Source organism: Rhodocytophaga rosea, from assembly GCF_010119975.1.
In the GTDB taxonomy this organism is placed as follows: domain Bacteria; phylum Bacteroidota; class Bacteroidia; order Cytophagales; family 172606-1; genus Rhodocytophaga; species Rhodocytophaga rosea.
Window position 1 is genome coordinate 3390503 of record NZ_CP048222.1, and the last position, 18404, is coordinate 3408906.

An 18404-nucleotide genomic window follows, 5' to 3' on the forward strand; every position below is an offset into this window, starting at 1 on the left:
GCCTATAGATACAGATATAATTAGGCAGTTTTATGGGATAAATGTTATATATAATTTAAGAATTCTTAGATTTTACTCGTATCTTTAAGGCATATTGCCATTTTTTTAATAAGCCTTTTAACCAAATTCTTCAATTACATTTTACATATGCACCCTTCAAAAATAAAGTTACTTACAAAAAGCCTTTATATACCTTTACTGGCGTTTTTAGTGGCTGTAGGCTTTTCTTCCTGCCATAAGGAAGAGAAAGGAGATCCCAGAATTCTGGTTTTCTCCAAAACTACAGGTTTCAGGCATGCTTCCATTGAAGCTGGTGCGGCTGCACTCATGAAACTGGGTACAGAAAATGGCTTTAAAGTGGATACCACCGAAGATGCCTCCAAATTTACTGAAGCCAACCTTAAACAATATAGTGCGGTAGTATTTCTGAATACTACCCAGGATGTACTGGATTATGTGCAGCAATCTAATTTTGAGCGCTATATTCAGGCTGGAGGTGGCTTTGTAGGCGTTCACTCCGCTACTGATACCGAATACAACTGGCCCTGGTATAATAAACTAGTAGGCGCTTATTTTGATAGCCATCCAGAGCAGCAGGAAGCAGTTATTCATGTGGCTGATCAAAATCATCCGTCTACCGAAGGTTTACCCAAAGACTGGAAACGTTTTGATGAATGGTATAATTTCAAATCTCTGAATCCGGATGTAAAAGTACTCGCCTGGCTGGATGAAAAAACATATAAAGGCGGAAAGAATGGCGATAAACATCCTTTTGCCTGGTATCATGACTATGATGGCGGACGTGCTTTCTATACGGCTGGCGGCCATACGGACGAGAGCTATAAAGATGCTCAGTTTCTCAAACATCTCCTGGGCGGGCTCAAATATGCAATGGGGGGAAGCAAGCCGGTAAACTTCACCTTGGCTAAAACGGAAAGTGTACCAGAACAAAACCGCTTTGTTAAAACCGAACTGGCTTTTAAACTGGATGAACCTATGGAACTGGCTGTAACCAGCGATGACAGGGTATTTTTTGTGGAAAGAAAAGGCAAAGTTAAAATGTATGATCCCAAAACCGGTCAAACTTCTGTAGTCGGAGACATTCCGGTAAATACCAAATACAACGGGGGCAAAGAGGCCGAGGATGGATTGCTGGGTATTACTTTAGATCCCGGCTTCGACCGTAATCGTCAGATCTATTTGTTCTATTCTCCGGTTGGCAGTGTGCCTAAACAAAATATCTCCAGATTTACGCTTACCAAAGACAATAAAGTGAATCTGGCTTCTGAACAATTAATCATCGCCATTCCTACCCAGCGGGATGAATGCTGCCACTCAGGTGGGTCACTTGCTTTTGATAGAGATGGAAATCTGTTTATATCCGCTGGTGATAATACCAATCCTTTCGCATCGGATGGATATTCTCCGGTAGACGAACGTCCGGGTAGAAGTGCCTGGGATGCTCAGAAATCTTCTGCCAATATGAATGACCTACGGGGTAAAATCCTGCGGATTCATCCGGAAAAAAATGGCGGATATACTGTTCCGGATGGCAATTTGTTTCCGAAAGATGGTTCTAAAGGGAAACCAGAAATTTATGCGATGGGTATGCGTAACCCCTATCGTATCGCCATTGACCATAAGCAGTATTACTTATATTGGGGTGATGTAGGTCCGGATGCGGGCAAAGACAGTCTGCAAGGTCCTCGTGGGCATGATGAAGTAAACCAGGCACGTAAACCCGGATTTTTCGGATGGCCGTATTTTGTAGGGGATAATAAAGCATATAATAAGGTTAATTTTGCTGCAAACCAGATTGGGGCACCGCATGACCCGAAAGCACCTAAAAATACTTCTCCTAATAACACTGGTTTGCAGGATCTGCCTCCGGCACAAAAAGCCTTTATCTTTTACCCCTATGCCGAATCAGCCGAGTTTCCGGAAGTAGGCAAAGGCGGACGTTCAGCTATGGCTGGTCCTACCTATTATTACGATGATTTCAGTGCTGATTCCCAGGTGAAATTCCCCAAATATTATGATGGCAAACTGCTGATTTATGAATGGATGAGAGGATGGATACAGGCAGTTACCTTGAAAGACAACGGCGATTTTGACCATATGGAGCCAGTAGCTTCACATATCAAAATGGAGAAACCCAGTGATATGGAATTTGGCAAAGACGGAACTTTATATATAATTGAATATGGAACCAACTGGTTTGCGGCCAATGATGATGCTAAACTGATAAAAATTCAATATGTACAAGGGAACCGGGCACCTGTAGTTTTGGCTAAGGCTGATAATAACGTAGGCGCTGCTCCCTTGAAGGTAAAATTTTCCAGTGAAGGTACCCACGATCTGGATGGAGATCAATTATCCTACGACTGGCGTTTTATCGATCAGCGGATTAATTCGAATGATCCTAACCCTGAATTCACGTTTGAAAAGCCTGGTGTGTATAATGCAACGCTTACGGTAACCGATGCCAAAGGCAAAAGCACTGTTTCTACCATTGAAGTAAAAGCTGGCAATAGTATGCCAATTATTGCCGTAAATACTGGTGGTAACTCTACTTTCTTCTGGGACAATGCGCCCGTGAATTATACCGTAGATGTAACCGATAAAGAAGATGGCAGCATGAAAGCTGGTAATATTGATGCTTCCCGTATTAAAGTATACCTTGATTACCTGCCACAGGGCCAGGATATGGTTCAGGTATTGGGCCATCAGACCAAAGATGCAGAAACAGAACCTGCCAGTACACATCCCGGCCTGGAACTGATCAATAAGAGCGATTGTAAAGCATGCCATTCTATTGATAAGAAATCTATTGGACCGGCTTACCGGGATGTAGCAAAAAAATACAAAGAAGATAAGAGTGCAGCAGACCGTCTGGCCAGGAAGGTAATTAGTGGAGGAAATGGCGTATGGGGCGAAAATATGATGAGTGCCCACCCACAATTATCTCTGGATGTTACCAAAGAAATGGTAAGCTATATCCTTACGCTGGCTGATGAGAAGCAAGCCAAAGAGAGTATTGAGCCGGTAGGTTCTTTTACAGCTAACCAGCATCAGGGCAAAGGCGAAGAAGGTTCTTATGTAATTTCAGCCTATTATACCGACAAAGGCAGCAAAGAAGTAGGTCCGCTGATGAGCCGGGGAATGTTGATTCTGCGCCATCCTAAGGTGCAGGCTGAAAGCTACGATGAAGCCAGAGCTGCCCAGAAAACCAAATTCGGAGATGAGTTTCTGGTTACCGGTATGACAAACAACTCTTATATTTCCTTCAAAAACATGGATCTGACAGATGTAAGCAAACTTACCTTCAGCTATAATGCCATGAAGATCACAGGAACAGTGGAAGTGCGCCTGGATAAACCGGAAGGAAATGTAGTTGCAAGCGCTAGTGTTTCGCCAAGTGCCGAAATGAAATGGTACGAAATGGCTGCTCCTGTAAATGCTACCAGTGGAAAACATACTCTCTATGTAGTATTTAAAGCAGAGGGTAATCAGCCAGGCGGAAGCTTTAACCTGAACTGGATTTATTTCCACAATGGTCAAACCCCTGCCAAAAGCCAGACAATATCCATGAAGTAGTTTTGGTTTAATACTATAGATCACATATTTTGATAGCGCAGGCTGAAGGGCTTGCGCTATTTGTTTATCCCTTTTTAATCTACAAAGAATTTTTAGCCTTTTATTATCGCCGGTTACTTATATAAGTTATACACAAACCGGATAATGGTGTTAAGCAGATGTTCGTATGTATTGCATACAACCACTAATACACAGGCACTATTGTTGTGGATGCTGTCTTACTGATTCCCGGATAGAAAGTATAGGAATCTTACAAGTACAGAGGCATGAGTTACCAGAGAAGCTATTTAAAAACAGAATTTTAATGGTACATTTGATGTTCTGACAGTATAAATTTTTTACTGATTCTTTTTCAATCGATGCAACCCATACAACAGAAATTTAGTGTGCCTTTTCAGTATACAGTTCATTTTACAAATGGGCTGTTTAAACTAGATAATCCATTATTTAAAAGTATTTTTTCCCAGGATGTAAACGCTGCCATTAGAAAATTGCTGTTTGTGATAGACAGCGAAGTAGCTAAATATCATCCGTCATTAATAAAAGAGATATTTACCTACACCCAGCAACATACAGATACATTTAAGCTTGCTGCTGAACCCATTGTGATGCCCGGGGGAGAAGCCTGCAAAAATGACTATGCGTTGGTAGAACAATTACAGCAAGCCGTAAATGATTATGGAATAGACCGGCATTCGTATATAGTGGCTATTGGCGGAGGTGCCTTACTGGATATGGTAGGTTTTGCAGCGGCTGTTTCGCACCGGGGAATCCGGCTTATCCGTATTCCTACTACGGTACTGTCTCAGAACGATTCCGGTGTGGGGGTAAAGAACAGCATTAATGCTTTTCATAAAAAGAATTTCCTGGGCACATTTGCTCCCCCGTTTGCCGTATTGAATGACTTTGATTTTCTGCTTACCCTTGACGACCGGGACTGGCGGGCTGGTATATCTGAAGCAGTGAAAGTGGCATTAATAAAGGATGTGAATTTCTGGCAATTTCTTCGCAAAAATGCCAAAGCATTAGCTGCACGGGATATGCCTGCTATGCAAGTACTGATTCACCGCTGCGCCCAGATGCACATGGACCATATTGCCGGAGGCGATCCTTTTGAAATGGGTTCTTCCCGTCCGCTTGATTTTGGCCATTGGTCGGCCCATAAACTCGAGCAGCTTTCTGAGTATAGCATTCGCCATGGAGAGGCAGTAGCGATGGGAATTGCTCTGGATTGCACGTATTCCTATTTTACTGGTCTGCTTTCTAAAGATGAACTAGATGAGATTTTAGAAACGCTGGAAGAGATAGGATTCTCTTTATTTTCTGAGTATTGGTTAACCAAAGACAGTAATCAGACACTAACTGTTATTAAAGGTTTATCTGAATTCCGTGAACATTTAGGCGGCAAACTTACTATTATGCTGCTATCAAAGATTGGTAAGGGAGTAGAAGTGAACCAGGTTGATCCGGAGCTGGTAAAAAAATCAATCTATTTTCTACAGGAATACAGCCTGAAGGTAAAAGTATAAATCATTTCAAATTAGTAGCAGGCTATATCATTTTCAGCGATATTTGTAATCCGTTTAGAGGTCATCCGGCCGGATCAGGAGCATCACTCGAAATGATGTAGTACGCCCAAAAGTGTATTAGGGGTTCGAGTCCCCTGGCCTCTGCATACAGCCTTATAATCTAGAAAATTATAAGGCTGTATTTATTCTGGGGTAACATCAAGGAATTTCTCTTGTTAACTTTTACAGTTAATCAATTACAAGCCACTAATTTGGGTTAACATCTCACCTGTTACAACCTGGTAATACACCTGGTTTAGTTTTTCCCCTTTCTTTGTATAGGCCACTACAATACGTTCTTCGTCCGAAACTGTTAATACCGGGTGTGTGGTAACTATGGTATCTGCATGGATAAAGCTTCTGTGAATAGGCTTTCCTTCCTTACTTCTTAGCTGAAATCCAATCCGGAATGTGTTATCCTCACCGGTTTGCTCCCGCTCATCCCATACAATGGCCAGGCGGTTGTCTGGTAAGGTGGCCATCTGCGGATGTTTGGCAGAAGCAAGCGCACTTATATTCTCTCTGTCAGAAAATGATTGTCCTTGCTGATCTGCATTTGCATAAAATACGCCATGTCCGTTTCCCATCGTATACCAGGCAAAATGCAAACCCATCTCATTGCTTGCCATACTCGGACCAGTATGCGGACAGCCTTTAATTATCCAGTTATCAGCACTAATACGTTTAGGTTGAGAAAAATTTTTACCCATGTCAGCAGAAACTACATGCATCATATCGCGAATGCTGTCATTTAAAATAGCCCGGTAAACTACATGTAAAGCCTCTTTCTGATCTACATACAAATCGGTTCGGCAGCACTGACAGGTTTGTTTGTCTATTACTTTTTCTCCTTCAAACCCATTTCTGCCTTGCGTAACTGAAAAATATAAGGATGAACCTTCTTTATTGGTATCTTTTCTGGAATCCAGCCAGACTGCCCCTATTTCTCCATTGGGCAAAAGAGCAATATCAAAATAGCGTTCATCTATACTATTGATGGTATCCCCAGCTAGTTGCCTGGCTTGAGTCCAGGTTTTTCCGCCATCAAAAGACTGGGTATAGCGCACCAGTCCGGCATAATTGTTTTCAGGATTAGGATTACTTACGGCAAACATGGCCAGCATATCGCCATTGGGTTTGTAGATGATTTTCGAAAGATTTTCATCATGGGGGTACACACCTTTGGTTTGGGCAATAGCCTGAGGTCTATTGAAATTAAGCCCTCCATCGGTAGAAATAGCATAAGTAATCAGATATGTTCCGGCACTGTCCTGGGCTTGTATCCAGCTTAACACAATATTCCCCTGGTGGTCTTTTGTCAGATAAGGGCAGGAAGCATTTTTATTTGCCTCAGAAATCAAAACTGGCTTTTCAGGGATAACCGCTGTAGCTGTATTCGTCTGTTTCTCTTGATCCTGGGTTTGAGTGGTATTTCCACAAGCGTTCAGGAGGAATAATACCAATATGATGCTTAATATATTATTAATAATTGATTGCATGGCTGGGTGGTTTAGTTAGATTTTCCTGTGAAATTGTAGGCGATACCTATATTGAAAGTACGAGGAATGCCCTGACGGTAACTCTTTCCAAAGGCCGTTTTGTCTACCGTAGTGGCATAGAGTTCATTGGTCAGGTTGATGGCATTTATCCAGAGTTCTGCTCCTTTCCAGGTATAGCCCACCCTGGTGTTAAATAAGTGATACCCATTATACTGCTCAGTATTGGCTGCATCCATGTAAAACTTTCCGATGCGCTGCCACTCCGCACTGAGGCGAAGCCCTTTCAAAAAAGCAGGTTTGTAAATTACTTCCGCATTAGCCATAAACTCAGGAGCCGTATTCATGGTTTTGTCGGTATAATCTGCTCCTCTTTCGATGTACTGCACAAAAGTATGCCTTGCATTAGTCCCGCTGAAACGTAGAGACACAGATTCTACCGGCGCATATTTGATGGTATATTCTACGCCTCGATGCCTGGTTTTTCCTGCATTCTGGTTTTCATAGGAACCATCAGGCAGCCTGACAGAAACAATTTCATTGCGTCCATCCATCTGATAGAAGCTTATATCCAGATATCCTTTTCCCTGCATCAGATTAAGCCAGCCGCCTACTTCATAATTGTTGAAATAGGCTGGTTTCAGCGTTGGTACTTTTACTCCTCTATATAAATCTGTAATCTGTGGTGGCGCAAAGCCTACACTATAGTTGGCATACATCCCTTTGTCTTTTCCAAAATCATACGTCAAGCCTAACTTGGGTGTCAGGTTAGCAAAATGGTTGGTTTCATCGGGAGCACCAGTAAATGCACTTGGAGCAAGATTATTGTCAAATCTATAATCCAGGCGGTCATAGCGTAGCGCACCCACTATTTTTAAGGCCTCCATCGGACTGAGTTCCAGCTGACCATACACAGCTGTATTGAGTAAATTAACTGAGTAATCTGTAAGCAGGGAATCAGTTTTAGTAAATCCGGTATATACGCCATCTGCATTTCTGTCTACATCAATAAAGCTAGCTATATAACTTGCCGGACTGTAATCAGCACTTACCCCGACAATCAACCTTCCTTTCCAGAAAGGAAATGATTTGCGGTGCTGGGCAATTAAGCCATAGCTGTCAAATGCATCGTCATTAATTTCGCCTCTGGCTTTCAGCGGATTTCCCTGCACATTCCGGATGGCATAAAACGGGTTCTGGCCAATGCTATTATGGCGGAAGAATGCTGTGATTTTACTGCTGTTGTTTTTATTCCAGGTATGATCAAAGGTGCTCTTGATGCGTAAGGCTTTTACCTTCCTGTAAGAAAATGTGTGCAGGCTGGAATACTGTTTTCCATAAAAATTAGCACTATCTAGTCCACCTGTCTGGTCGGTAATGTAATCAATAAGGCTGGCTGTGGTAATCAGTTTGCTTTTTTCATTGATCAGGTAATCGAGGCGGAATGTTAACGCCAGCTTATCAAAATCGCTGTGACTGAAATAGCCTTTGCGCTGTCCAGTATAATAGCCTCCGGCAAATATCCCAACTTTTCCAATCGTGGTAGAAGCACTAAAATCTGTCCGGCGGTATCCCCGGTTACTCATCTCTAACTGAAGCTTAGCTGTAGGTAGCAGGGAAGGTGCCTGGGTAATAAAATTGATGGCTCCCCCAATGGCTTCACTTCCATACAAAGACGAGGAAGGCCCCCGGATCACTTCTATGTTTTTTAAGGCGGCCATATTAATTTCAATCAGCGCATTGTGGTTAAAATCTCCGGTCGTGCGGATAGGAACACCATCTTCCAGGTACAGATACAAACTTTTGGTGCCAATTGGCTGGCGTATGGCCATTGAATGCTGCTCATTTCCTAAATTCACCATATACACCCCACTTACTTTGTTTAAAAGCTGGTCCAGCGAAACGGCTTTGGTTTGAGTAATTAACTCTCTGGAAATGGTACTGATGGCAACAGGTGCTTCTGTTCTGGATTCTCCTTCCCGGCTGGCAGACACAACAATCTGATTCAATTGTAAAGAGGAAGGTTCCAGGGAAATAAGCATATTTTGTCCGGAGGTAGATAAGGTTTTAGTTTTGTAACCGACAAATGAAACGGCAATTTCCGGAACAGATTGATCGGTTTTTAAAACAAAGCTGCCATTCGAAAGCGAAGTACTTCCCTGGCTCGAATTGGAAATAAGAATGTTTACACCAGCTAAAGGTTCTTTGGTTTGGGCATCAATAATTCGTCCGGAAATGGTAGTTTGGGCAAAAGTTAATGTATAGAGGGAAAACAGAGCCAGCAGGCAGCTCATGAGCTTTTTCATAGCAAAAGGTTTAATAGATGTTGAAGAATTCACATGAAAGCAGGTGAACTACGATGGTAGCTACCAGACAAGAGGAATCAGTTGTCCATTAAACTTTAGGAGGGGTAAATACAGCCTGCGAAGGTGCCGTATATGTGCAGGACAGATAGAAGGATACCGGCGTTATTAAAGCAATCAATCCTGTAAAGCGGAAATTTATCCCCTGATGAATAAATAATACATCTGCTTTTGCTTTGACATTTCCAGAGGGGAGATGTTCATGTTTGTCGGCTTGCTTTAGCTGTTTGGCCAAGTAACACTTTCCCTGACAGGTATTCTCTGGTTCGGCTTTATTGATGCAAAGTACCCTGGCAATAATATCTTTATTTAGCTCATAGCCGGCAATAATAGAAAGCCTGCTGAAGCTTTGCATCAGCACACAGAAAATCAGCAATATGGATATGGCTCTCTGCAAGGTATGATTGATCGTTCAAAGATATGAATCTGCCTGTTAATTAAACGTTAAATTATTTTAAAGTTAAGATATATCTTAATTTTTGGGTTCTAACTACACGAATCCAATACGGATACAAACCTAAGGTAAGATTCTGTATGGTAAAATGGTACTTTTATACTAATACTTACCACCCACCGTTCTTCCAGCGGTAGCTAATCTTCGAAAATTTTAATTCTGCTGGAGGTGTAAAAAAGGACAGCGGCTGAGGCAACGACTATAACCAGGTAGATTAATACCCTTGCCCATTCCATAAAAATGAGTTCTCCAATCAGAAAAAGCATAGAATAGGTCATAACCACCGAACTGATCCAGCAAACAAATAAAATTCCGATACGGCCTGAACTTCCGCTATTGGCCTGTTGAAAAGGCCCCCAGGCTCCATCTGGCTTGATCTTATTGTAAAAACTAGCCAGTACTGACCTATCTGTTGGCTGTGTCACAAACGTGATTACCAGCCAGGATATGGTGGTTACCCCTACGGTGAAAAAGAAACTTCTCGGGTTTTCGATGATAGGTTCTGTCCAGCCTAATACAAATTTAGAAACGCCATAGGCGATAAAAGGCACCAAAGTCGCCGTAATCTCGGACCAGGCATTAATACGCCACCAGTACCACCGTAAAATTAAGACAAGCCCCAGTCCGGCACCGCATTCTATGATAAACTGCCATACAGCTGAAATAGAATTAATACGGGAAGTAGCAAACAAAGCCACCAGCATCATAATCAGTGTAGCCACTCTGGAAGCAGTCACCAGAGATTTTTCGCTGGCATCTGGTTTTACAAAGCGCCTGTAAAAATCATTGACTAAATAACTGGTACCCCAGTTCAACTGGGTAGAAATAGTACTCATATAGGCTGCCAGGAAAGCCACCAGCAGCAAGCCTTTCAGTCCGACCGGCAGAAAATCCTTCATGGTCATCACAAAACCTAATTTTTTATCTGCCACACTTAGTTCAGGATATAACACAAGAGAGCAGAGACCCACCAGAATCCAGGGCCAGGGACGCAGGCAATAATGGGCAATCTGAAAGAATAAGGTGGCAATAATGGCATGACGTTCATTTTTGGCGCTCATCATCCGCTGGGCTACATAGCCTCCGCCTCCGGGTTCAGCACCAGGATACCAGGCGGCCCACCATTGTACGCCTACAAATGCCAGAAACGAACCTAAACTTAAGGTTAACGTAGTGAGATTGGAGGCAGTACCATCTGTCGTTTTTCCGCCAATATTTGGAAAGAAGCTTAATGACCAGGAAGGTAGTTTTTCTTTCAGACCTGTAATTCCCCCTATCTCATCGGAGCTTACCACAATGATGGCCAGAATAATACAGCCTCCCATAGCTATGATAAACTGCACCACATCGGTAATAGCCACCCCTAGTAAACCCGACATACTGGTATATATTACCACAATAAACATTGCTGCTGCTACATACCATAAAGATTGCTCATTGGGAATATTAAAAAAAACCTGTAAGATGGCAACGAGCGCTACATTTACCCAGCCGATAATAAGTGCATTCATAAAAATGCCCATATAGATCGCCCTAAAGCCTCTCAGAAAAGCAGCTGGTTTGCCTGAATACCGAATTTCAATCAGTTCAATATCCGTTAAAATATTAGCTCTCCGCCAGAACTTGGCAAAGAAAAAAGTAGTAAGCATTCCGCCAGCCAGCATGTTCCACCAGAGCCAGTTACCGGCAATTCCTCCCGTAGCTACCAGTTCGGTTACTGCCAGAGGTGTATCAGCGGCAAAGGTGGTAGCCACCATAGAAGTACCCGCAATCCACCAGGAAAGATTTCTGCCCCCAAGAAAAAAATGACTGGTATCCTGGCCTGCCTGTTTGGTGTATTTTAATCCAATCAAGAGTGAAATAACAAAAAAAGCAGCGATGATCAGCCAGTCCAGTAGTGCAAGTTCCATAAATGAATTAATAGTAAGTGTTTAAGGTATAATAATCAACCTAGTTTTCAATAGTTTACTTATCTCCGCTTTTACCTTTTAGCTTTCGCTTACAAAGAACAGGGATACATTTATTGATTGTTTATTGCCGAAAATTAGAGATTAAATGCCAATAAATAGTAAATCCATTCAAATATCAAAAGAAATTATTTGAGGAAGATCATTACTGGCAAATGGAGGAAAACTGTGCCTTTGTCAAATGCTAAAACTAGCATTCACTTTATAAACTTATGTTTGAGCCCTTTCTTATTGAGATTTGTAAGGTTTAAAATGGTTCTAGTGAAATAATTACAAAATTATTGTGCATATTTTGCCTTTTAAAGCTTACTATCGCTCATACATCGTCTACTGAATGGATAAAGTAGTAATCAATGGCATAAATATTCCCAGAGAAAAAACGGTACAGATTAATATCACCATTTCTCAATTACCGTCCCATACCGTAATAGACTTGCCTGTATTTGTAATGAGAGGTAAAGAAGATGGCCCTTCTCTCTTGCTTACTGCTGGTATCCATGGTGATGAAATTAATGGCATTGAAGTAATACGTAGGCTGCTGGTAGAAGGTGTGCTGATGCCTGACAAGGGTATGGTGATTGCTATTCCGCTGGTAAATGTATACGGATTCATTTACAATTCCCGAAATTTGCCTGATGGCAAAGACCTGAATCGTTGTTTTCCTGGCTCTCCGAATGGATCTCTGGCCAACCGGGTAGCTTACATTCTGATGAATGAGATACTTCCCCATGTTGATTATGGCATTGATTTCCATACAGGAGGCTCCCGTATTACCAATTATCCCCAGATCCGGTGTGTACTCAGCCAGGATGTAAACCGGGAACTGGCAGCGGCCTTTGGTGCTCCCTATATCGTTAATTCCAACCTGATTGACAAATCGTTCCGTAAGGAAGCAGCCAGAATGGGAAAGACGATTCTGGTATACGAAGGCGGCGAATCTCTGCGTCTGGATGAATTTGCCATCAATCTTGGAAAAGATGGGATCAGGCGGTTAATGCAATACCTGGAAATGAAAAACTACCGGCAAAAACCTCAGGTTTCGGTGGTACTGCAAACCACTACCTGGCTTCGGGCTAAAATCTCAGGCATCTTCAACTGTTTTGTAGAATACGGAACCGCTGTCAGGAAGAACCAGCCTCTGGCAAACATCACCGACCCTTACGGAAACACACAAATGATCATGAAAAGCCCTCATGATGGCTATGTGATCGGGCTCAATAATATGCCTGTGGTGAATGCCGGCGATGCATTGATTCATCTGGGAGTATAATTATATCAGATTTTTACTTTCCTGCAAAGAATCTAAGATTTATGTATAATGATTAAAATATAATCGCAGGAGTATGATGAAAAATATACCAATTGGTATATTTTTGCAGTAAAGATTCTTATGTCTAAATCGGAACGGACAAAAAAGTTTATCATCGAAAAAGCAGCGCCCATTTTCAATACTAAGGGCTTTGCCGGTACTTCTTTGTCCGATCTCACAGAAGCAACTGGTTTAACGAAAGGGAGCATTTATGGCAATTTTGAAAACAAAGAAGAAATAGCTATTCATGTTTTCAAATATGGTGTAGCCAGAATGAAACAGGCTATGGAAATAAAGCTAGATACAGTAGCTCAGCCATCCCAGCAAATCTATGCTTTTCTGGATTTCTTTCTGGAATATGTTTTTGAACCTCCTGTAAGTGGTGGATGTATCATATTAAACACGGCCGTAGAAGCAGATGATAACCAGCCTGTTCTAAAAAAACATGTTTCCCAGCAACTCACTTCCTTAATTAAATATGTACAGTCGTTGCTGGAAGGAACTTCCATTGATTGGGAACAAAAGTATGAGTATAAGCCCGAAACTTTATCCTATGCTATATTTAGCTCGATTGAGGGCGCTGTCATGATATCTAGGGTACAAAATAATATCCGTCCCATGCAACAGGTGGTTAGTTACTGGAAAAAGCAGCTTAAACAATTAGAAACCCAATAATTTTTTTTATCACAAAATATACCAATTGGTATAAAAATTCAATATTATGAAAATCAGAAAAGTCGTTGTAACAGGTTTGGGTGCGCTAACGCCCCTGGGTAATTCATATCAGGCATTTTTCAGCCAGTTGCTGGCTGGCAAAAGTGGAGCTGCTCCCATTACTAAATTTGATACTACCCATTTCAAAACAAAATTTGCCTGTGAGATAAAGAACTTTATTCCAGCTGATCATTTCGTTGTGAAAGAGCTTCGGAAAATGGATTTGTACAGCCAGTATGCGATGGTAACGGCTACGGAAGCGATGAGTGTATCGGGCCTTGATCTGCAAAAAATTAATCTGGATCGGTTTGGGGTTATCTGGGCATCGGGCAACGGAGGATTCAAAACATTTGAGGAGCAGATTGCTGAATTTACCCTCAATAACAATGTACCCAGATTTAATCCTTTCTTTATTTCCCGGATGATTGCCAATATGGCTGGCGGATTAATTTCTATTAAATATGGCCTCAGAGGCATCAATTATTCAACAGTTTCGGCATGTGCTTCCGCTACCAATGCGATTATTGATGCGTATAACTATATTAAATGGGGAAAAGCCGATTTTTTTATTACCGGCGGTTCTGAAGCGCCAGTTACCCAGGCATCAATTGGGGGCTTTAATGCGATGAAAGCATTATCAACCAATAACGACAATCCACAAATAGCTTCCCGGCCATTCGACAAAGAAAGAGATGGATTTGTGATGGGAGAAGGAGCAGCTGCTTTGGTGCTGGAAGAATATGAGCATGCCATAAGCAGGGGTGCGACCATTTTTGCAGAAGTAGCAGGTGGAGGTATGTCTGCGGATGCTTATCACATGACGGCAACCCATCCGGAAGGAATGGGCGCTTATTTAGGAATGAAAGCAGCTTTAGAAGATGCAGAAATTCCGGCCAGTGAGATTGATTATATTAACGCCCATGCAACCTCTACGCCCTTAGGGGATGTATCTGAATTAAAAGCGATTGCCAAATTGTTTCAGGAGCATGCCGGGAAACTTCATATTAGTGCGACCAAATCTATGACCGGGCATTTATTGGGAGCTGCTGGTGCCATTGAGGCAGTGGCAAGTATACTATCTGTGTACCAGAATGCCATTCCTCCGACCATCAATACGAGCGAAGTTGATCCGGAAATACCCTCCGGCTTCAACCTGACATTAGGGAAAGCTGTGGCAAAAGAAGTGAATTATGCCCTAAGTAATACGTTTGGTTTTGGCGGACATAATGCAACAGCTATTTTCAAAAAACACACTGATTAGACATATTATGACTTATTATTTAGTAAAGCTTAGGTTACTATTTTAATAATATTTATAACTTTTCAAATAATATATATAAATAAGTATAAAAATGATTGATAAAAAAGTAGAATAAATTCTGTAAATAATATAGAATTTTAAACATAAGTTGTTCAAATAAAATAATTTATTAACTACTTATCTAAAAAAATTATGTAATTAGTAAAAAAATATTTTATTTTGCACAGTAAACAAAATATAACTTAACTAATAAAGAGGAAAGTTGCTTTGTTTGCGCTTATTTCTAACCAAAACAAATGTTATGAGTATTAAGAAAAAATTCCTCAAAGGCAAGCCTGTAGTGAAAATCACTTTCGAAGTAGCGAAAGAGATAGCAAATTCTGCGAAGTCCGTTTCTCTGGTAGGAGAATTCAATAACTGGGACCCTTCTGCTTCTCCAATGAAATCCACAAAAGAAGGCAAATTTTCAACAACTGTAGATCTGGAAAGCGGCAAAGAATACCAGTTCCGCTACCTGATTGATGAAACCCGCTGGGTAAATGATTCTGAAGCTGACAAATTCGTTCCTACTGTCTACGGCGATAGCGACAACTCTGTAGTAGTTGTATAAGCATATCCGCAATCTTTAAGTTTATTTTTTAAGCTTCCCAACAGGGAATCTATCAGGTTTGCTATTTTTTATTTCACCTCAGCATTATGGTAGCTTCCCTTTATTTTTTACTTTCAGGGAACTGCCGTAAGCTAATTTCTTATTTGCTTACCGGAAAGAGCTAAATCTATACGCATAATTTGTAATTTCAGGTTTTATTATCCTACTTCCGGCTGCAAAGGCTAATATTTATATTGGTAGTTATAGTTAGCGGAAAATACTTTTATCAGTTCATGCGTGCATATTTACAATTAATGCGGCCTGCCAATATTATTACAGCTATGGCTGATATTATGGCCGGTTTTGCAGGCTCAGGCTTAATTACTGAAATTATAGTTCATTGGGAAAAGTTTCCTTTTCCAACGGTTTTACCTCTATTACTACTTTCAACCATTGGCCTGTATGGTGGAGGAGTAGTATTTAATGATGTATTTGATGCCAAACTGGATGCTATAGAAAGACCAGAAAGACCTATACCCAGTGGAAGGGCTACTTTGCAAGGCGCTATTTTCTTAGGAGTAGGTTTATTACTATTAGGAGTACTTGCAGCTTTTATGGTGTCTGCCATCAGTGGAATTATTGCCATCCTCATTTCTGCCTTAGCCCTTTTATATAATAAGTATGGCAAGCATCATCCTTTTCTAGGGCCTATCAATATGGGCGCATGCAGGGGCGGGAATTTGCTGCTGGGTGTAAGTGCTTTTCCGGATGCGCTTCATGAATGGTGGTTTATTGCCCTGATTCCGATCGCTTATATTGCTGCTATTACTTCTATCAGCCGGGGCGAAGTACATGGAGGAAATAAATCTGCACTCCTGCTGGCATTTATATTATATAGCCTGGTTATTCTTAGTATTGCAGTTCTCGGATTGATACAAAGTTCACAATCCTACAAATGGCTACAAGTATTGCCTTTTCTGGCATTATTTGCCTGGCTAATCTTTCCACCGCTGAGCCGGGCATGGAAAGACCTTAAACCTCAGAATATCGGGAAGGCCGTGAAAGCCGGTATCATTGCCTTGATCGTAATGGATGCTGCCCTGGCTGTGAGTTTTGGTGTATGGTGGTATGGCCTGCTGATACTGCTGTTACTGCCGGTATCCAGGTTTTTAGCCCGTCAATTTGCCGTAACTTAAGCCGTTTGATTGATTTATTGTAATCCTAAAACCTCTTTCCCCTGTTCAAACACTACATCTACCGGAATCTGTGCTTTACTCAGGCGATCCAGGTCAGTTTGTAATTCTGCATCAATTTTTCCTTTTTCACTTACTAATTTGCCAACTTCAGTATAGTTTCCATCGCCTTGTAAGGTGAGTATGGTTTCGGATAATTCATTCATGGCTTCCTGCATTTTATCAAAATTCACCCGGTAAGTACCGCTAGAATCCCGTTCAAAGGCTCCTTTCTGCTTGAAAAAATTAAACCGGATCATATTGGCTGTTCCATGGGCGCTGGCTGCTCCAAATCGTACCGACCGGAAAATGCCTGCCATAAAGGTGGTATAGTAATTTTTAAGATCTCCCTGCAACTCGCCTTTTTTGTGTAACTGGGTAATCATATACAAACCCAGAATATCCGCTTTGCCTTCTTCCAGCGCAGAACTATGTTCTTTTAAGGCTTCTCTCACCGTTCCTTTTTTGTTGATTGTATTTTTGATACCTAATCCATGCGCCACTTCATGAAACATGGTGTTGGCAAAAAAAGCATCAAAGTCGATGTATTTCCTTTGTTCCGAAACAATCAACATTTCAGCAATGGGTATCATAATTTTATCAAACTTGGCCTGCATGGCATTTTTTAGTTGCAGTCGTCTGGTTCCTTTTTTTAACTGTACTTCTTCATCGTTGGGCAAGTTGATAGCAATGGTTTTACTGCCTGCATTACAATCTCCGGCATAATATACCACATCATAGGCATTCAGGTCGGCATCAGTGCCGGGCATTTCTTTTTTGTAGGCATCTTTTACCGGCAAACCATTTTGTAATTCCGGCAGAAAGGCAGCATACTTTGCCAGGCGTTTGCTCCATTCCTGGTCTTTTATCAGTACATATGCCTCATGGGCCGCTTTATAGCCAAAAAGCCTGTCTTCATAGGTTTCAATAGGGCCAATCACCACATCCAGTGTATTATTTTTCATGCTCATCCAGGCCAGATCACTGGGCTGATAATTATCGGTGAGTAAGGCATCTGCCCGTAGGGAAAGATATTTTTTTAAACCGGCATCTTCTGCCAGTTGGGAAGCCTGGCGAAGCAAACCGGCGGCTTTGTCTACCTGGTTTTTGAAAGCTACATGATAAGGTACAGTTCCTAATTTTCCATCGGTATTTCTGCGCAGTAAGGTATACTGGCTTTTTTTGTCCGGCAAATTCGCTTGTTCAAATTCTTCTTTGGTCATATCTGCCGGATAAAAACCAGCTCCATCCGGCTTTTGTCCAACACCCTTAATGAAGGATTCGTTGTTTTCTAGCCTGTCCCAGGGACCATAGTTTATTTGCACATATTGTTTCTGCTCCAAATCAGTAATGGCTTGAAGCAAAGAATCTTTATTGCTGTATGCTTCCATCCAGAAAAGCTCATCCATCACCTGGGCTGCCTCAATCAATAAAGGGAGCATTTGTTTTTCTTTGGCAGTAAGGCTCAAAAGAGAAGCGTTTAACCGCACAGATACATATTTGCTAAGTCTGGCTTTCATGGTGGTAGAGATATCAGCAGGCTGGATCTGAGATGCCTGTTGTTGATTTTCAGTTTCAGTTTGTTTACCTGAACAGCTTCCTAACATAAGAATAGCTATGAAGGCAATAGATGGAAGAAAATTTTTCATGGGTGGCAGTAGTCAGTATTATTGTTTTTGAACGGCTAAGTTCAAATATTTTTTATTTAAAACTATTGTATTATTCCTGAATAAAATATACTTTCAATTTCATTACACAAAATTTTTTCTGCTAATTATTCAACCTGCTATTTATATATAATACGTTTGAATAAAGCCAAAATTTACTTTATACGCTTATACCCAACGCATTAGT

Annotated in this window: 12 protein-coding genes and 1 tRNA gene; 8 read left to right on the top strand and 5 right to left on the bottom strand. The window is 41.4% G+C overall.

Features of this window, described 5'->3' with window-relative positions; translation table 11 throughout:
* Positions 1-147 precede the first annotated feature (147 nt).
* The 3 genes from GXP67_RS14190 to GXP67_RS14200 all read left to right on the top strand — a co-directional run bounded on the left by GXP67_RS14190 (position 148) and on the right by GXP67_RS14200 (position 5270).
* The gene (locus GXP67_RS14190; RefSeq protein WP_162443717.1) at positions 148-3597 is read left to right on the top strand and encodes a ThuA domain-containing protein; all 3450 of its coding nucleotides are present in this window, start codon (positions 148-150) and stop codon (positions 3595-3597) included.
* A 359-nt stretch (positions 3598-3956) separates the two neighbouring features.
* A complete protein-coding gene (locus GXP67_RS14195) occupies positions 3957-5126 on the top strand; it encodes a 3-dehydroquinate synthase (RefSeq protein WP_162443718.1) in 1170 nt (389 codons plus the stop codon).
* A 56-nt stretch (positions 5127-5182) separates the two neighbouring features.
* Positions 5183-5270, top strand: a tRNA-Ser gene (locus GXP67_RS14200).
* 92 nt (positions 5271-5362) lie between these two features.
* Here the strand turns inward: GXP67_RS14200 and GXP67_RS14205 are convergent.
* The 4 genes from GXP67_RS14205 to GXP67_RS14220 form a co-directional block, all read right to left on the bottom strand.
* Positions 5363-6664, bottom strand: coding sequence for a sialidase family protein (locus tag GXP67_RS14205; protein WP_162443719.1), 1302 nt, complete (start codon positions 6662-6664; stop codon positions 5363-5365).
* A gap of 11 nt (positions 6665-6675) precedes the next feature.
* Positions 6676-8967, bottom strand: coding sequence for a TonB-dependent receptor (locus GXP67_RS14210; RefSeq protein WP_162443720.1), 2292 nt, complete (start codon positions 8965-8967; stop codon positions 6676-6678).
* An 88-nt stretch (positions 8968-9055) separates the two neighbouring features.
* Positions 9056-9421 (bottom strand): hypothetical protein, encoded by a 366-nt coding sequence (locus GXP67_RS14215; protein WP_162443721.1) that lies wholly within the window; start codon positions 9419-9421, stop codon positions 9056-9058.
* A gap of 194 nt (positions 9422-9615) precedes the next feature.
* Positions 9616-11388, bottom strand: a complete 1773-nt coding sequence (locus tag GXP67_RS14220; RefSeq protein ID WP_162443722.1) for a sodium:solute symporter family protein — start codon at positions 11386-11388, stop codon at positions 9616-9618.
* A gap of 391 nt (positions 11389-11779) precedes the next feature.
* Between GXP67_RS14220 and GXP67_RS14225 the strand changes: the two genes are divergently transcribed.
* From GXP67_RS14225 to eboC, 5 genes are all read left to right on the top strand, one after another.
* Positions 11780-12715, top strand: a complete 936-nt coding sequence (locus GXP67_RS14225; protein ID WP_162443723.1) for a succinylglutamate desuccinylase/aspartoacylase family protein — start codon at positions 11780-11782, stop codon at positions 12713-12715.
* Between the two features lie 120 nt (positions 12716-12835).
* A complete protein-coding gene (locus GXP67_RS14230) occupies positions 12836-13429 on the top strand; it encodes a TetR/AcrR family transcriptional regulator (RefSeq protein ID WP_162443724.1) in 594 nt (197 codons plus the stop codon).
* Between the two features lie 46 nt (positions 13430-13475).
* Positions 13476-14729 (top strand): beta-ketoacyl-ACP synthase II, encoded by a 1254-nt coding sequence (gene fabF / locus GXP67_RS14235; protein ID WP_162443725.1) that lies wholly within the window; start codon positions 13476-13478, stop codon positions 14727-14729.
* A 301-nt stretch (positions 14730-15030) separates the two neighbouring features.
* A complete protein-coding gene (locus GXP67_RS14240) occupies positions 15031-15339 on the top strand; it encodes an isoamylase early set domain-containing protein (protein ID WP_162443726.1) in 309 nt (102 codons plus the stop codon).
* A gap of 272 nt (positions 15340-15611) precedes the next feature.
* Positions 15612-16514: a UbiA-like protein EboC gene (gene eboC, locus GXP67_RS14245; protein ID WP_162443727.1), complete on the top strand. Its 903-nt coding sequence runs from the start codon at positions 15612-15614 to the stop codon at positions 16512-16514.
* 14 nt (positions 16515-16528) lie between these two features.
* Here the strand turns inward: eboC and GXP67_RS14250 are convergent, their stop codons facing one another.
* The gene (locus GXP67_RS14250) at positions 16529-18199 is read right to left on the bottom strand and encodes a DUF8614 domain-containing protein (RefSeq protein ID WP_162443728.1); all 1671 of its coding nucleotides are present in this window, start codon (positions 18197-18199) and stop codon (positions 16529-16531) included.
* Positions 18200-18404 lie beyond the last annotated feature (205 nt).